Annotated in this window: 15 protein-coding genes; 11 read left to right on the forward strand and 4 right to left on the reverse strand. The window is 52.6% G+C overall.

Annotated features, from left to right (window positions below):
• Positions 1-102 precede the first annotated feature (102 nt).
• From NP596_RS14515 to NP596_RS14525, 3 genes are read left to right on the forward strand one after another with little or no spacing between them, the layout of a single operon-like run.
• Complete coding sequence (locus NP596_RS14515) at positions 103-336, forward strand: FeoA family protein (protein WP_256616107.1); 234 nt, start codon at positions 103-105, stop codon at positions 334-336.
• A complete protein-coding gene (gene feoB / locus NP596_RS14520) occupies positions 333-2,642 on the forward strand; it encodes a Fe(2+) transporter permease subunit FeoB (protein ID WP_256616108.1) in 2,310 nt (769 codons plus the stop codon). Before NP596_RS14515 ends, feoB begins: the two co-directional genes overlap by 4 nt.
• Positions 2,639-2,860, forward strand: a complete 222-nt coding sequence (locus NP596_RS14525; RefSeq protein ID WP_256616109.1) for a FeoC-like transcriptional regulator — start codon at positions 2,639-2,641, stop codon at positions 2,858-2,860. Before feoB ends, NP596_RS14525 begins: the two co-directional genes overlap by 4 nt.
• Before the next feature lie 42 nt (positions 2,861-2,902).
• On the opposite strand, the gene NP596_RS14530 is transcribed toward NP596_RS14525, so the two are convergent.
• The 3 genes from NP596_RS14530 to NP596_RS14540 all read right to left on the reverse strand — a co-directional run bounded on the left by NP596_RS14530 (position 2,903) and on the right by NP596_RS14540 (position 4,846).
• Complete coding sequence (locus NP596_RS14530; RefSeq protein ID WP_256616110.1) at positions 2,903-3,190, reverse strand: hypothetical protein; 288 nt, start codon at positions 3,188-3,190, stop codon at positions 2,903-2,905.
• 46 nt (positions 3,191-3,236) lie between these two features.
• Complete coding sequence (locus NP596_RS14535) at positions 3,237-4,136, reverse strand: beta-propeller fold lactonase family protein (RefSeq protein ID WP_256616111.1); 900 nt, start codon at positions 4,134-4,136, stop codon at positions 3,237-3,239.
• Positions 4,137-4,249: 113 nt separating this feature from the next.
• The gene (locus tag NP596_RS14540; RefSeq protein WP_256616112.1) at positions 4,250-4,846 is read right to left on the reverse strand and encodes an SRPBCC family protein; all 597 of its coding nucleotides are present in this window, start codon (positions 4,844-4,846) and stop codon (positions 4,250-4,252) included.
• Between the two features lie 128 nt (positions 4,847-4,974).
• On the opposite strand from NP596_RS14540, the gene sbcB reads away from it, so the two are divergent.
• The 5 genes from sbcB to NP596_RS14565 all read left to right on the forward strand — a co-directional run bounded on the left by sbcB (position 4,975) and on the right by NP596_RS14565 (position 12,962).
• Complete coding sequence (sbcB, locus tag NP596_RS14545; protein WP_256616113.1) at positions 4,975-6,408, forward strand: exodeoxyribonuclease I; 1,434 nt, start codon at positions 4,975-4,977, stop codon at positions 6,406-6,408.
• Positions 6,409-6,460: 52 nt separating this feature from the next.
• A complete protein-coding gene (locus tag NP596_RS14550) occupies positions 6,461-10,135 on the forward strand; it encodes an ATP-binding protein (RefSeq protein ID WP_256616114.1) in 3,675 nt (1,224 codons plus the stop codon).
• Positions 10,128-10,760, forward strand: a complete 633-nt coding sequence (locus NP596_RS14555) for a condensin complex protein MksE (protein ID WP_256616115.1) — start codon at positions 10,128-10,130, stop codon at positions 10,758-10,760. Before NP596_RS14550 ends, NP596_RS14555 begins: the two co-directional genes overlap by 8 nt.
• Positions 10,757-11,992, forward strand: a complete 1,236-nt coding sequence (locus NP596_RS14560) for a hypothetical protein (RefSeq protein WP_256616116.1) — start codon at positions 10,757-10,759, stop codon at positions 11,990-11,992. Before NP596_RS14555 ends, NP596_RS14560 begins: the two co-directional genes overlap by 4 nt.
• A gap of 118 nt (positions 11,993-12,110) precedes the next feature.
• On the forward strand, positions 12,111-12,962 hold the full coding sequence (locus NP596_RS14565; protein WP_256616117.1) for a DUF7281 domain-containing protein: 852 nt from the start codon (positions 12,111-12,113) through the stop codon (positions 12,960-12,962).
• A 118-nt stretch (positions 12,963-13,080) separates the two neighbouring features.
• Here the strand turns inward: NP596_RS14565 and NP596_RS14570 are convergent, their stop codons facing one another.
• A complete protein-coding gene (locus NP596_RS14570) occupies positions 13,081-13,479 on the reverse strand; it encodes a flagellar basal body-associated FliL family protein (RefSeq protein WP_256616118.1) in 399 nt (132 codons plus the stop codon).
• Positions 13,480-13,546: 67 nt separating this feature from the next.
• Here NP596_RS14570 and nagZ point away from each other — a divergent pair, with 67 nt between their 5' ends.
• The 3 genes from nagZ to NP596_RS14585 are packed head-to-tail and all read left to right on the forward strand — an operon-like array spanning position 13,547 to position 15,844.
• Positions 13,547-14,563: a beta-N-acetylhexosaminidase gene (gene nagZ, locus NP596_RS14575; protein ID WP_256616119.1), complete on the forward strand. Its 1,017-nt coding sequence runs from the start codon at positions 13,547-13,549 to the stop codon at positions 14,561-14,563.
• Positions 14,556-15,101 carry a hypoxanthine-guanine phosphoribosyltransferase gene (locus tag NP596_RS14580; RefSeq protein ID WP_256616120.1) on the forward strand — a complete coding sequence of 182 codons (546 nt, stop codon included), beginning with the start codon at positions 14,556-14,558 and terminating at the stop codon, positions 15,099-15,101. The genes nagZ and NP596_RS14580 overlap by 8 nt, the downstream gene beginning before the upstream one ends.
• Entirely contained in the window at positions 15,098-15,844 is a 747-nt protein-coding gene (locus NP596_RS14585) for an S-methyl-5'-thioinosine phosphorylase (RefSeq protein ID WP_256616121.1), read from the forward strand. The genes NP596_RS14580 and NP596_RS14585 overlap by 4 nt, the downstream gene beginning before the upstream one ends.
• Positions 15,845-15,886 lie beyond the last annotated feature (42 nt).

Consider the following 15,886-nt stretch of genomic DNA (forward strand, 5'->3'; position numbering starts at 1 on the left):
TATTATGTTAAATCAAATAAATATTTATATCGCTAATGCCGATGTGTTATATTTACATTTAATGAGAACCATTATTAATAACCCTTTAGCTACAGGCCGTATATGATGACTTCATTAAAGATGCTGGCGACCGGCGATTCTGCTCGTATCGTGGGTTTCGATCAGGCAGGCGGTGCATATCGGAAAAAACTGCTAGCGATGGGATTAACACCGGGAACCGAGTTTACTATTACCCGCTTTGCACCGATGGGAGACCCGGTGGAAATCAAATTACGCGGGTTTTCGTTATCTTTACGTAAAAACGAGGCCTCTGTTTTAATGATAGAAAAACTATGAGCCATGATTTCACGGTCGGTGTTGTCGGCAATCCCAATTGCGGGAAAACCACGCTGTTCAATGCCTTAACCGGTTCCCGGCAGCATGTCGGCAATTGGCCAGGCGTTACTGTCGAGAAAAAAACCGGTGAATATCAATTTCAAGGCGAACGTATTGCGGTTGTCGACTTGCCGGGCACCTATTCCTTGGAAGCCGACGACGACAGCGTGTCTCTGGATGAAAAGGTTGCCCGCGATTATGTCGCATCCCGGCAGGCCGACCTTATCATCAATATCATCGATGCCTCCAATATAGAGCGCAATCTTTATCTAACCTCGCAACTGATTGAGATGCGGGTGCCGATGATCATTGTCCTGAATATGATGGATGCCGTTAAAAAACGCGGCATTAAAATCGATCTTGACGAGTTATCAAGGCAACTGTCCTGCCCTGTTGTCGCTGTAGTTGCCGCCACGGGCCAAGGCTTGAAGGAACTGCGCGAAACCATTTACCAGGCTTGCCATAATCCAACTGTTCCCGGCTTATCGGTTACTTACCATCCGGCTATCGAATCATCCGTTTCATCGCTAGAACTTGAATTAGCGGCCCATAAAGCGCATTACGATTTGCGCTGGCTGGCCTTACGCCTGTTGGAAAACGATACCTTGGCCAAACAACTGGCGGGCCCGCATTTGCAAGCGGTCGCCGAAACATTGCGCCAAACTATCGAAACCCAAACTGACGACGAAATCGACATTCTGGCGGCGGATGCCCGCTACGGCTTGGTGAATCAGCTGGTAAAGGCATCCGTTTGTAAAATCAATGAAGTTTCCCGCCATACCACCGAACAAATCGATGCGGTGGTGTTAAACCGCTTTCTAGGCATTCCGGTTTTCCTGCTGGTGATGTATGCCATGTTTATGTTCACTATCAATATTGGCAGCGCCTTCGTCGATTTTTTCGACCAGGCGGTAGGCGCATTACTGGTCGACGGCATGAACACCCTGCTTACCGCCATGCACTGGCCGGATTGGCTGGTGGTATTACTGAGCAACGGCATCGGCGGCGGCATTCAGGTAGTCGCCACATTTATTCCTATTGTAGGTTTTTTATTTATTTTTCTGTCGGCGCTGGAAGATTCGGGCTATATGTCCAGAGCGGCGTTTGTGATGGATCGATTCATGTGCGTGATCGGCCTGCCCGGTAAGTCCTTCGTGCCGATGATCGTGGGATTCGGCTGCAATGTACCGGCGATCATCGCCACGCGTACGCTGGATAATCAACGCGACCGCATATTAACCAACCTGATGAATCCCTTCATGTCCTGCGGCGCTCGTTTGCCGGTTTATGCGTTATTTGCGGCGGCTTTTTTTCCGGTCGGCGGCCAAAATCTGGTCTTCGGCCTTTATCTGTTCGGCATACTGGTGGCGGTATTCACCGGTCTGATCATGCGGCATACTTTGTTGCAAGGCGAACCGACCCCGTTCTTGATGGAACTACCGACCTATCACCTGCCTACCCTACGCGGCATTTACATCAAAACCTGGGACAGACTGAAAACCTTTATTTTTAATGCCGGCAAAGTCATCGTACCGATGGTATTGGTACTGAATATACTGAATTCGTTGGGTACGGATGGCAGTTTCGGCCAGGAAAACAGCGAAAAATCGGTACTGAGCCAGATTGGCCGGGTATTGACCCCGGTATTTCGACCCATGGGCATCCGCGAGGACAACTGGCCGGCAACCGTCGGCATTTTTACCGGCGTGCTGGCCAAGGAAGCCGTTGTCGGCACATTGGATGCGCTATACAGTCAAATGGCTACCGCTGCGGGGCAAACCGATGAACCAACCTTCGACTTGCAACAAGCTTTGTTGGCGGCGTGCCAAACCGTTCCCGATAATTTAGCCGAGATAGCCGACAGATTATTGGACCCTCTGGGTTTGGGCATAGCCAATGTAAACGATGTGGCCGCGGCGGCCGAACAACAGGAAGTGAAAATCGCCACTTTCGGTGTCATGCAAAATCAATTCGACGGCCAAGTCGGCGCCTTTGCCTACCTGTTGTTTATTTTGCTTTACGCTCCTTGCGTGGCGGCCACCGCGGCTATTTATAAAGAAACCAGTACCGGCTGGACGTTATTCGTGGTGAGTTGGACGACTTTTCTAGCCTACCTGACAGCGACGCTGTTTTATCAAGGCATGACATTTGCCGAGCATCCAGCCACCGCCGGCTTTTGGTTTGCCTTATTAACGTTGATGTTTGTTGCCGTAATATCGCTATTACGCTTTTACGGCGTGCGTCATAATACAGGAGCAGTGTCGTGATTCTGTCCGATTTACGTAACTATCTGCAAGACAAACGCCGGGTCACGCTGAACGATTTGGTGTTGCATTTTCATGTCGACGCCAATGCGTTGCGCGGCATGCTAGGAAAATGGATCGACAAAGGCAAGGTAAGAATATCGCCGGTCGGCAGTCAGTGCGGTACCGGTTGTTGTAAATGCGACCCGCTATTGACGGAGATTTACGAATGGGTGGATTGATGCGGGACAGCAAAATCGTTGCCCTGCCCCGCTCGAATTCGGTTACTTATCCGCCAGCCAACCCTGCAAAGCCTCGATTATTTCCTGAGCTTGTTTTTCGCTGGAAATATTAAATTTGGATTTTTGCTGGTATTCGCCGTTGCGCTTTTGATAACGGCGAATGCTGAATCTGTCCTGACTATATTGTTCCTTGCCGGGCTCCCAGTCCTGATAACGGTAAATTACCGTTGCCCAAGCCCCCTTACTTAATACTTTTTTGTCCAGTTCCTTGACGGTTTCAATGCCGCCGTCTTCGTAGCGGATGGTTAATTCTTCTACAGTTTCTGCCATTGCGTTCTCAAAGTGGTTAATTCGCCGCGCAGTGTACCATAAGCGATCAGGGGCTGATAAACTCGCCGAAGGCACGACTGCCCTCCCCTGTATTGATGGTATATACCCACTCAAGCGTTTTGGCGTCAATTACCGAAACATTGTTATCGAACCAGTTGGCAACATACACGAAACGGCCGTCCGGATGCGTGCTGATTCCTTCGGGTTTATCGCCTACCTCGATCACCGCCAGGGTTTTCAAACTTGCCGTATCGATGGCGGACACCGTGCCGTCGTCCTGATTAGTGACAAATAACAAGCTATCGTTCATGGCCAGGGTGACCGCATAGGGTCTGGCACCGACTTTTAACGTGGCCACCTTTTTCATCCGACGGGTATCCAACACCGTCACATCGTCGCTTTCCACATTGGCGGTATACAGCCGCTTACCTTTACTATCGACGGCAATCCCAAACGGATGGGCGCCGACTTTAGTAGTGTTTCTGATGCTGAGTTTTTTGAGATCGATTTGAGAGATGGAATCATCAACCCGGTTGGCTACATACAGCCATTTATTATCCGGACTGACCGTCATGCCGGAAGGCGATTTTCCAACGCTGATGACAGCGATTTGCGCAAACGTTTGGGTATCGAAAACCGTTATCGAATGCTCGTACCAATCGGCGACAAATACTTGTTCGCCAGCTTTGTCCACCGCAATACCCAGGGATGCCCCGCCGACTCTGACGGTCCGCAGAACTTTAAACGTTCCGCTATCCATTACCGCGAATCCGCCGCCCTCGGGGGTACTGATGTAAATGTGATTCTTGGCGGGATTGACCGCAACACCCGCCGGCTTTCCCATCACCCGAACCGTGTCGACAACCTGTTGCCGGTCGGTATCGATCACGGAAACCGTGTTATCCAGTTGATTGGTAATAAAGGCATGCGGCCGCGCATTCGCCATGGTTGCAAGGGCTGTTAAAAATGCGATAACAACAATCGATGGTTTGGACATGGGTACTCAAAGGCAGGCGGGAAAGCGGTTTCCATCGGACGATGGAAACCGGACAGGCAATATTAGCGTTTGATGTCGATTTTTACCTCGGCTTTGCCGCTGGGCGCGACTTTTTTAGCCAATGCTTCCAGACCGGTAGTTAATACGGCGGTAACCGCTTTATCCGCGGCTTCTTCGTTCAATTCCGCGGGCGGGTTGTTGTTAACGTAGGCGCGGTAATAGGTTGCAACCCATTCCACTTCGGCTTTGCCGCCTTTATCTTCAACCGCAATTTCGGCCGCATAGTTGCCGACCGGCAATACCGGAATTTCTTCGTCTTGACCGGCATGTTTGATAGTACCGGTTGAGCTCATGTCGGTGATTTTGTATTTGTACGCCATTTTGCTGTCGTCATGCGATTTCAGCTCTTCGGTAATGGTGCCGCCGTTACCTAAGGTCAAGGTACGAACCGCCCCTTTATCGTTGCCGCCGCCCTTTACGCTTTTGATGCTGGGGTGCCATGACATATCGCCGTAATCCTTGATGACATCCCAAACCTTGGCGGCCGGCGCGTCAATGGTGATAGTCGCGGTCATTTTTGCTCTGACCGGGCCATGGGCGTTAACCACACCGGTAAACATCAATAAGGCAGCCGAAATAAGTAGCGAGGTTTTTTTCATAACACGTTCCTAATGGTGGTCACATAAAATTGAACATGCGATTATAAAATAAATTCCCGGCTCGGGTATCCGCAAAAGTTCAGTTGCGGAATATTTCCCGGTTTTTTCAATGACAACTCGCCTTAACGATGACCGCAACGACTTTTTATTGGCACGATTACGAAACCTTCGGCACCGACCCGCAACGCGACCGCGCCTGCCAGTTTGCCGGGATTCGCACCGATACGGATTTTAATGTCATCGGCGAGCCGCTGATGCTGTATTGCAAAACGGCGGACGATTATTTGCCGAATCCCGAGGCCTGCCTGATCACCGGCATCACGCCGCAATTGGCCAGCGAAAAAGGTGTTTGCGAAGCCGAATTCATCGGCATTATTCACCAACAATTGTCGCAAGCCGGCACCTGCGGCATCGGTTACAACAGTATCCGCTTCGACGATGAAGTGACCCGTAACCTGCTATACCGGAATTTTTACGACCCCTATGCGCGGGAATGGCAAAACGGCAATTCCCGCTGGGACTTGATCGACATTGCCCGCGCCGCCCGCGCCTTGCGTCCGGATGGCATCAACTGGCCGGTGAATGCGGACGGCATCGCCAGCTTTCGTCTGGAAGAGCTGACACAAGCCAACGGCATCGCCCATCAGGCTGCCCATGATGCCCTATCCGACGTCCATGCCACCATCGCTCTGGCCCGATTGATCAAACAAAGGCAGCCCAAGCTGTACGAGTACCTCTATGCCAACCGGCATAAACAAGCCGCGCAGGCCTTGTTGGATCCGGGTAGCTTTAAGCCCTTGGTGCATGTGTCCGGACGGTTTCCGGCCAGTAAAAACTGTCTGGCGGTTGTGCTGCCGCTCTATCCGCATCCGCGTAACGGCAACGAAGTGATTGTCTACGACTTGTCCGTCGATCCCTCGGCTTTATTGACGCTCAGTGCCGAGGAGATACAGCAGAGGCTGTTTGTCGCCAGCCAGGATTTACCTGAGAATGTCGAGCGGATTGCGTTGAAAACCGTGCACATCAATAAAAGCCCGGTTTTGGCGCCCCTGTCGGTCATCCGGCCGGCGGATGCGCACCGCCTCGCGCTGGATTTAAACCAATGCCAGGCGCATTTGGAGCGTATTAAGTCGGCCGCCGGTACGGCATTAGCACAAAAATTGGCGGCGGTTTTCAGACGCGACTATGCGGACACCCCGAACGACCCCGATGTGATGATTTATAGCGGGGGGTTTTTCAGCCCCAAAGACAAAACCGCCATGCAAAAAATCCGGCAAACGCCTCCGCAAAAACTGGCGAACTTTCCCGCCGACTTCGACGATGCGCGTCTGCCCGAAATGTTGTTCCGTTATCGCGGCCGGAATTATCCGCACACGCTGAATCCGGATGAAAGTCAGCGTTGGCAACAGTTTTGCCGCGACAGATTGTTTAATCCTGAAAGCGGCTGTACTTTGGCCGGGTTTAACGACTATTTGCAAGCGCTGCAAAATCGACCCGGCGCCAACCAACAGCTATTAATGCAATTACAAGATTTCGCCGCTGCCAAACAATTGCTTGTATAAATCAATAGCCTCTCCGCGCTTAAGCCGTTATTGAAACACTTTAAGGAAAAAGATGCCTCACTACTATCGCCTGCAGAAAATCATCCTGATCGACAGCTTTTGGCCCGGCAAGACCGTGTTACTGAAGCTGGACGGCCATACCAACCTCAGCGGCACCAACGGTGCCGGCAAAACCACTTTTTTACGCTTGATGCAGTTGTTCTGGGGCGAACGGCCCAGCAATATCGTCGCCGGCAGCGGCAGCAAGAAAGGCTTTTTGGATTATTACCTGCCGCACTCCGGCAGCTATCTGGTGTACGAATACCAACGCCCGCATGGTCAGATCTGCCATGTGATGGTACAAAGTAACGAAGGCCGCGCCGCCAAATACAAATTCATCGACGCACCGTACCAGCAGAGCTTTTATATCGCCGAAACCGGCTATTCGCGCGATGCGCTAAGCATAGAGCGCTTGTATCGCCCGTACGAAGCATCCCGTTTCCTGGCGGTCGACGACTATTGCAGCGTGATCCAATGCCATCAGCTGACCGGCGGCAAAAAAGACCTGCGCCTGCTGCAAAATCGCTATGCCATGGCCGCCTCTCCAATCAATCACATTGAAAAAGTCATAGGCTGCGTGATCGAGAAAATCGGCGATTTCGACGTTATCAAGCAAATGCTGATCGATATCTCCCGAGGTAAACTCAGTCAGAGTTTTTTGCAAAACGAGGACGAACAACTGCCCTTTCAGCTCAACAAACAACACATTGACGCCTGGCTGGCGGATTTGAGCGCGTCACGGGAAATCGAAGCCAAACGCGCGGATTTCGATCGGCTCTTGCAAACCATCGCCGAGTTGAAACAAAGCCTGAAGTCCTTGTCTCACCTGCACTTCCAGGCCCGCGCCAAACACAAGGACTGCGAACAGGAAACCGAAGAACTTAAAGCCAGCCAGGCAGAATCGCTTCGGCAGCGCGAGCAACTGCAGCAAGCGTATCAGCAGGAATTGGAACCCAAAACAGATGCCTTGATGGAAGCCAATGGCCGTTTGACTGATTTGCGCTACCAGATCGAAGCTCTGGAAGCGCAAAAACTGGCTTTCGAGGAGCAAGGCGCCGAAAGCTTTGCGATCAGAGGTGCACAAGCCGAACAATACGCCAAGCAACAGCAGGACATTCAAGCCGAGCTGGATGCTTTGGAACAGAAGACCCAAGAAATCAAGCGGTTTTACGAAAAGCAATTAATTGAACTTGAACACCGACACGAGACCCAAACCCAATTCAAGCGCCAGCAAGCATCAAACGCCGAACTGCTGCAAAGCCAAAGCCTGCGGGCAGCCGACACGGAATTCCAGCAACGCAAGGATAGTTTGCTACAGGCCAAAGAAGCCCGTTTGCACCCCGTCAAAGAGCAGCGCGCGCAATTTTTAACCGAATTTCAAATCGAGCAAAACCAGCTGAAAAACCCAACCATTCCGGCTGCGTCGATCGAGCTGCGGCATAAAAACCGCGATGCCTTGGAAACCGCCGGCAAAGCCTCTAAACACGCTTATCAGGCTCAAGCCGAAGCGCAAACCGACTACCAGAGTCGCTTGAACCACTATCAGCAAACCGAGCTGGAACTCAAGGATAAGAAAGCCGAATTATGGCGGGCCCGAGAACGACACGCCGAATGCCAAAAACGTCTACGGCCGGAACCCGGTTCCCTACAACATTATCTGGAGCAAGAAGCCGAAGGCTGGCAGCAAAGCATAGGCCGGGTTATCGCCCCGGAATTGTTGGACCATAAAGGCCTGGACCCGCAATGGAACGCCCAAACCGGCCGGGATTTTTATGGCCTGAACATCAATTTGGACGCGTTGGCCGACCGCGGCTATCTCAGCGCCGACAAGGCCGGGCTGGAACAGGAAGAAATAGCCCTGTTCGAAACGGTAAACCGGATAAACAAAGAATACGACGACCTGGAGGCCGGCCTGCAAGCCGCCAACAAACTGCGCGAGCAAGCTAAATCGGCGTTGGGTCAAGCTCAACAAGGCGTTAAACAGGCCGAGAACCAGGAGGAAAATCTGCGCAGCGAAGCCAATGCACTGGCCGATCAGATTAAAGCCGAAACCGAAAAAGCCAAGCGACAGTTGGAACAGGAAATCGCCCGTTTATCCGCCGACATCGAAGCCTGCGACAAAACCCTGACCGGCATCGAAAGCGAACACGGCCAAGCGTTGCAAAACCTGCGTAACGAATACCTGGGACGCAAGGGCATCATCGAATCGGATTGCGAAAACCTGTTGGCCACGATTAACGAGCAAATCGAACTGGACAGCGAACGGTTCAAACTGGAACAGCGCCGCATCCAGCAACAATTGAAAAGCGACCTCGCTGAGAGTGGAGCCGACGACACCATACTTACACGGACAAAAGAGCTGGAGACAATCAAAGGCAAGGAACAGGTAGCGCGCGATTATCAGCGCAAGGCCGATGACTATCAAGACTGGCTGCAAAAACGCTGGCATCGGCATCCCGAACTGTGTCGACAGCGCGACGACTGCCAACGCAACATTCAGCAGTTAAACGATGAGATTAGTCGGCTGAAACAGGATTTTCAACGGCAGCGGGCGCAGCTGAATCAGCACATTACTCATCAGGAAGAACAACTCAAGAAAAACAACAGTCTGTTAGCGCAATTGGAGCAATGTATCGAACAGCTTCGCAACTGCCCACCGGTCTGCGCCGCAGGTTTACCCGAATACGCCCCCGGTTCGCTGCCGCGCCTGGCTCAAGACAGCCTCAAGGAACGCAAGCACCAAGAGCGCGAGATTCAAACCGGAAAGCAAACCCTGATACAGTTGTTCAATAAACACCAGTGTAGCCAATTGGCGGAAGCCTGGTCGCAGGCGCTGACTTCCGCCGCCAACCGTAGCGAGTTTTTTCAGGCCGAGGCGCTGGAGATCGAGCAGCCATTGAACGACGTGCTACAGATGGTCGGCCACGTCAAGCAAGCGACGACGCAACAAATCGAGTTACATGCCGCCAGCGTCAACACCTTTTATCAACATTTGCATAATTTCGACCGGGCAATCAAAAGCACGGGGAGCGAACTATCCAAGTATGTCAGCGAAGAACGCTATTTCGCTGCGTTGGGCGAAATCACCGTCAATATTCGCTCCAAAATGAGCGACCTGGAATACTGGCAAGCCTTGAAGAAGTTCGGAGACCATTACGGCCAATACCGCGATAATACGGATTTAAGCGGTTCGCACGACATACCCGTTGGCTTGGTACTAGCCATGAGCGAACTTACCGCGTTGCTGCCGGCCACCGGCGTCAAGATCAAGCATCTGAGCTTATTCGACATCGAATTCAGCATCTTCGAAAACGGCCAGCTCAAACGCGCACGCAATTCCCGGGAATTGAAAGACATCAGCTCTACCGGCTTGTCCTATCTGGCCTTGATCACCTTCTTCACCGGCATCACCGCGATGCTGCGCAAGCAAAACCCGACCGTAGTCTGTTGGCCCATCGACGAATTGGGCGATCTGGCACCGGAAAATATCGAAGCCATGATGAATTTACTGGCCAAACAGAACATTCAGATACTGTCGGCAACGCCAACTGCCGACCGCCACGTGCTGGCCCTGTTCAAACGCCGCTATCTGCTAACCCAGCAAAAATTGCACGAGGTGGAACTGCCGCCCAGCAAACTGGAGCAACTGTTGAACGCGCGGACCGACAAGGAGAACGATTATGTTTAAGCACGTCGCCGAAGCCCTGCTCAGCGGCCACTTCATTTGTCCGACCGCCTACCCGGATGCCTATGAATATTTAGCGCAAGCGGCCAACGCAGACAAAGTCAACGCGTTTTTGCAGCCGTTGGACCGGGAATTACTCAATCTGGACGGCGAATTGTTTTACGCGGCCTACACAGTAGTCGACGACAGTAATCGCGGCGCGATCAAAGAAGCCTTTGCCGAGTTGCGCTCACAATTACGGCCGGTAGTGGAATGGATGGATATGGTGATGACCGCGCTGGGCCAGGATATGCCGATCCGGGCCCGCGACCAAATTCGCCTGCATCAATTGCTGCAAGCCATCGAGCACGAACCGTCGTTGGCTGAGCAATTGAATCGCCTGACCCAATTAAGCCTGTTTAAAACCAACAAATCCAGCCTCAACGAGCAGCTGTCCTGGGTGCTGCAGAAACTGGAACAAAGCGGCTATTTGATTAGACCCAATGCCCTGGCTTCGATTTACATCGCTACCGGCAAGATCAATTATCTGCATAAGATCATCGCCTTCCTGAATGACGCCGAAAATCTGGAGCTGGATCAACACACGCTCAGTGCAGAAGATAGCGAACAGCAGGAACTGTTCTTATGAGTTTCGACCACGAGCAAATTGCCGGACTGATCCGCAAGCTGGCAAGCGCCGATCAGTTATTGGCGCACACCTACATTAACGGCACCTTGTTTGCCGACGACAACAACCGTAGCAGCATCGATAGTCTGAAAAAATCCGGCATCTTGCGCACGGCCGACAGCGCCGACGAATATCGCTTGACCTCCGATATAAAACGCCTGATCGACCGCCTGTTACTGCGCAACCAGCGTTATCAGCAAAACATCAACATGGCGAAAATTATCGTCGGCATCGAAGAGGACATCGACGACTACCGCCGCGCGCTGGAACAGAACCAACAAGACGAGGCCCAATTTCATTTGGAACAGATAGACGATACCCTGTACGAAGCGATCGAAGCCTTGGAAAACAGCCTAAGCGTGATGTTCGCCGCAATCACTAGCCAATTCGGCTTCGTCAGCTCCCTCAATAGCAAGATCCGGCAGAACCAGCGAGCCCTCGCCTATGCCCAGCAATTGGTGCGGGAATTGAATCACGTCAGAATCGACGACTGTTACGATTGGCTAAGCTGGAGTTCAATACCACCGGCGCTAAGCCGCAAAATTATCCGCTTCATCGACCAATACAAAAGCGTCGTCGAACGCTTGACCAGCATCGTCGGCCGTATGAAGGAATTATTGTTCAAATTGCGGTTGCAAGAACAAACCGCCAACCGCTGCCGGGCCATGGCGCAGTATTTGCGGAAACATCCGGAATGGAATCCTTTGGACTGGAGCGAGGATGCCGGCATGCCGGCATTATTGCGGCGTGGTGCCGGACTGGCGCAGCACCCCTGCATCAACCCATCCAACCCGGCATTACAAGCCGACTTAACCGCCATCGTTCAGGAACTGCGGCGTCAAGCCAAACCCGTCGCGCCTTTGGTAAGGGACAGCACCTCATCGCCTTTGGATACCCGGACTCCCGAACTAAAGACGCAAGCTCGAGACGAATACGAAATCCATATCGAAAACCTGTTCGCATTGGCCCTGGAACTGCAAGGCCGCAAGGTTTCGGCACTGCAGTATTGGTGCGAGCAGAACTTAGACAAAGAAGTAAAAGTCGAGTTGTGGCTGGACATGGTGTTCGCCCAATATTGCTGCCTGCCGCGGCGCATGCGCCGCGCGATTACCCTGGACATGCAAGGCGAAAACCTGGCAGGCTATAACGGCAACCAGATCATAGAAGAAATTCTGCTGCAGCGGGTCGCCTGACATGAGTGACGGAAAGAATGACATGGATAGAGAAATGTACCAGTGGATCAGTGTACTGGTTAGAAACAAGCCGGCGCAAACCACGAAACGGAAAATTGTACCGGTTGGCCAAAGGGTTATGTCGCGTTATAGTTGCGGCTATGTCAGCAACAACTGTTTGATTTTCAGCGCCGACGACAAGCGCCATTTGCGCCAGCAAATAAAAGCCGAATTGGACCTGGATCCGTTCACGACCGAGCAATTGCCAGCCGATCGTTTGGAGATGGCCCAATACCACGCCAACGAAAAGCTGGCCGGCAAGCCGGCCAGCCATGACCAGCTTTTGTTGAACAGTGTCGACGGCATGCTTCGAATCAACAACGTTGAAATTCCACTGCACCCGCAAAGCATTGCCTCGGCCGGCCTGCTTTGTCTGAGTTCCGGCATAGAAACCATCCAGCACCAAACTATCGTCGTGGTTGAAAACCTGGCCATCATGCCGCTGTGCCATAGCTGGCAAATTCCCTGTATCGACCCGCAAGCCTTATGGGTCTATCGCGGCGATTACAAAAGCGGCGCCAAGGCCCGTGTCTGCCGTGATTTTGTGGACCGTTTCGGCAGCGACAGAACAGTCATTGTCTTCAGTGACATGGACCCGAAAGGCTTGGAAATCGCCATAACGATGCCCTATGTGAATTATTGGCTGGGCCCGGAACAAGCAGTTTGGCACGCTTGTTTGAAAAGCAAATTGGCCAATTGCGAAGGATTTGATTTGCAAAATAGTGCTTTAACTTACTTGGAACGGCTATCGAACGAACAGAAATTATCTGAGCTTTTGAATGTGCTGATAATGTGCATGAAAAAAGAACGCAGCTCATTTCGGCAAGAGCATATGCTTAGCCGGAAAGTCGAATTAGCGTTATTTGCGGTAGCGGCGCGGCTGCGGGATAAGCGGGCCGGCAATCGTTCGTTAACCGAGTTTACCGATTAGCGTATTGCGTGGGAATGATACGAGGTTTTCTTCTCGATCTTCCGCGGCCTTTCCGTCTTCTGGCGGATTTTTAAAGGCGGCAAGCTCCTTCGCTTATCCGGCTGTTCAATCCCCCTCGTCAATTAACCAAAAACTCCGAGAAAAATACGTCTCTAAACCCATCGCTGTTTTCCACTTTACCCAGCGACGTGGCGATTAATTCCTTGGTTTTTGCACGTAACGCTTCGCGCTGTTCCATGGTTTGCAAATCGGCCACATGCATGCCGCTCAGCATCATGATCAATTCATGGCGCAGCATCGGCAGGTGCTTTTTGACCTTTTCCACGGACTCCGCGCCTTCAACCAATAATTGCACATTCACCAGCAGGTATTTTTTAGGCTCGGCCAGATTCACGGTGAATTTAGGTTGCATGTCTATGTATTCGATGACCGGGCCGGCCTCTTCGGCTTTATCGTCTCCGGCAAAACCCAACATGGGCAACAACAGCAGAGCGGCCAATAAAATAACTTTTTGCATAGTGTTTCCTCTTATAATGTCTGTGCTAACTGCCTAGCAGTATATTCCATTTTTACCGATTACCGCCATGAGAGCTCTCCCTATAGGCCCGGTCATGATAGACCTGGAAGGCCACGACCTGTCCGCCTTGGATAAGGAAAAAATCAACCACCCCAACACCGGCGCCTTAATTTTATTCGCCCGAAATTATGACAACCCCGAACAAATTCTGGCCTTGGTCAAAGCCATTCGGGCGGCCCGCAAAGGCGATATTTTAGTGGCCGTCGACCAGGAAGGCGGCCGCGTGCAACGTTTTAAAAACGGTTTTACCCGGCTGCCCCCGGCGATTTGTTACGCGGCAACCCCCGAACTGGCTGAAACAGCCGGCTGGTTGATGGCCGCCGAAGTGCTGTCGGTGGATGTCGATTTCAGTTTCGCGCCGGTGCTGGATGTCGATTGCGGCATCAGCGAAATTATCGGCAACCGGGCTTTTGCGCTGGAACCGGAACAAGCCGCGCAATTGGCGGGAGCATTTGTAAAAGGCATGCGTTCGGCCGGCATGGCCGCCACCGGGAAACACTTTCCCGGCCACGGCGCGGTGGCGGCGGATTCGCACCTGGCATTGCCGGTCGACCCGCGGCCGCTGGCGGAGATTCGCGCGCGGGATTTGTTGCCGTTTCGGGCCTTGATCGAACAAGGCCTGGAAGCCATCATGCCTGCACACGTGGTTTACACCGAAGTCGATGAAATGCCGGCCGGCTTTTCCGAAATCTGGTTGCAACGGATTCTGCGGCAAGAACTGGGCTTCGATGGCGCCATATTCAGCGACGATTTGAGCATGGAGGGCGCCGCCGGCGTCGGCGACTTCCTGGATCGCGCTCAGTTGGCCCAACAAGCCGGTTGCGATATGCTGCTGGTCTGCAATAACCCCGCCGCCGCCGAGCAAGTGCTGGACAAATTGCCCATCACGCAAAACAGCGACCGGGAACGCCGCCTGCAAGCCATGCGCGGCCGCCCCAAACTCGATCGCACCCATTTGCTTAAATCCGAACCGTGGCGGCAAGCCGCCGCCCAAATTTTACAACTGACCGAAACGCATGCTTAACGAAATCAATCAAGTCAAACAAAACGCCATCTTGCTGCATGACGAACCGGCCGTGGAGGCGGCTTTGGACAAAATGGCCGCCGACATTAACCGGCAACTGGCCGGTAAAAACCCGCTGGTATTATGCGTGATCAACGGCGGCATCATCGCTACCGGCAAACTGCTGCCGCGCCTGGATTTTCCGTTGACGCTGGACAGCGTACACGCCAGCCGTTACCGCAATCAAACCTCCGGCAATGAAATACACTGGCTGTTCAAACCCACAACTCCCTTGCAAGACCGCACTGTTTTGCTGGTGGACGACATCCTCGACGAAGGCCATACCTTAAAAGCCATCGTCGACTGGTGCGCGCAGCAAGGCGCCGCCGAAATTTATAGCGCCGTATTACTGGATAAGGATTTAGGTTGCGATAAACCCATACGGGCGGATTTCGTCGGCCTACGGGTGGCCAACCATTATTTATTCGGCTACGGCATGGATTACAAAGGTTATCTGAGAAACGCGGCGGGCATTTATGCCTGCAAGGACATTTTATGACATTGGCAATTATCGGCGGCACCGGCTTAACTCAAATCAACGGTTTGACCATCACTGGCCAACAAAGCCTGGACACCCCGTTCGGCAGCCCATCCGCCGATTATGTATTTGGCGAGATGAACGGCAAACAACTGGTTTTTTTGGCCCGGCACGGCAATCCGCACCGTATTCCGCCGCATAAGATCAATTACCGGGCCAATATCTGGGGCTCAAAACAACTGGGCGTTACCGACATCATCGCCGTCGCCGCGGTAGGCGGTATCGGTGCGCTGATGGCTCCCGGCCATATCGCCATTCCGGACCAAATCATAGATTACAGCTATGGCCGCGAGCATACGTTTTTTGCCGACGATTTGGAGCATGTCACCCATATCGACTTTACCGAGCCCTATTCCCCCCCTCTGCGCAAACGCATTATCAAGGCGGCCCACAATAGCGGGATTCCGATCACGGAAGCCGGTACCTATGGTTGCACCCAAGGCCCGCGGCTGGAAACCGTCGCCGAGATCAAGCGCATGGCCCAGGACGGTTGCGATCTTGTGGGTATGACCGGCATGCCGGAAGCCGCGTTGGCGCGAGAATTAGGGCTTAATTACGCCAACATATCGGTCGTGGCTAATTGGGGCGCCGGCATTGTCGAAGGCGAAATTACCATGGCGGATATTGAAAAAAATCTGGAAGTGGGGATGGACAAGGCGATTGAATTGCTTAAAGCCGTCACTTTGCTACCCGATTTAGGGTGACCGTAACCTTTTGGATGTGGCAAATTGTCGCTAACGACCCAG

The sequence above is a fragment of the Methylomonas rivi genome, from assembly GCF_024505165.1.
Lineage (GTDB): Bacteria > Pseudomonadota > Gammaproteobacteria > Methylococcales > Methylomonadaceae > Methylomonas > Methylomonas rivi.

Excerpts from the sequence above, each read along its gene's own strand:
- NP596_RS14515 (WP_256616107.1), top strand. The coding sequence starts at position 103 with ATGATGACTTCATTAAAGATGCTGGCGACCGGCGATTCTGCTCGTATC.
- feoB (WP_256616108.1), top strand. The coding sequence starts at position 333 with ATGAGCCATGATTTCACGGTCGGTGTTGTCGGCAATCCCAATTGCGGG.
- NP596_RS14530 (WP_256616110.1), bottom strand. The coding sequence starts at position 3,190 with ATGGCAGAAACTGTAGAAGAATTAACCATCCGCTACGAAGACGGCGGC.
- NP596_RS14535 (WP_256616111.1), bottom strand. The coding sequence starts at position 4,136 with ATGGCGAATGCGCGGCCGCATGCCTTTATTACCAATCAACTGGATAAC.
- NP596_RS14540 (WP_256616112.1), bottom strand. The coding sequence starts at position 4,846 with ATGAAAAAAACCTCGCTACTTATTTCGGCTGCCTTATTGATGTTTACC.
- sbcB (WP_256616113.1), top strand. The coding sequence starts at position 4,975 with ATGACCGCAACGACTTTTTATTGGCACGATTACGAAACCTTCGGCACC.
- NP596_RS14550 (WP_256616114.1), top strand. The coding sequence starts at position 6,461 with ATGCCTCACTACTATCGCCTGCAGAAAATCATCCTGATCGACAGCTTT.
- NP596_RS14555 (WP_256616115.1), top strand. The coding sequence starts at position 10,128 with ATGTTTAAGCACGTCGCCGAAGCCCTGCTCAGCGGCCACTTCATTTGT.
- NP596_RS14560 (WP_256616116.1), top strand. The coding sequence starts at position 10,757 with ATGAGTTTCGACCACGAGCAAATTGCCGGACTGATCCGCAAGCTGGCA.
- NP596_RS14565 (WP_256616117.1), top strand. The coding sequence starts at position 12,111 with ATGTCGCGTTATAGTTGCGGCTATGTCAGCAACAACTGTTTGATTTTC.
- NP596_RS14570 (WP_256616118.1), bottom strand. The coding sequence starts at position 13,479 with ATGCAAAAAGTTATTTTATTGGCCGCTCTGCTGTTGTTGCCCATGTTG.
- nagZ (WP_256616119.1), top strand. The coding sequence starts at position 13,547 with ATGAGAGCTCTCCCTATAGGCCCGGTCATGATAGACCTGGAAGGCCAC.
- NP596_RS14580 (WP_256616120.1), top strand. The coding sequence starts at position 14,556 with ATGCTTAACGAAATCAATCAAGTCAAACAAAACGCCATCTTGCTGCAT.
- NP596_RS14585 (WP_256616121.1), top strand. The coding sequence starts at position 15,098 with ATGACATTGGCAATTATCGGCGGCACCGGCTTAACTCAAATCAACGGT.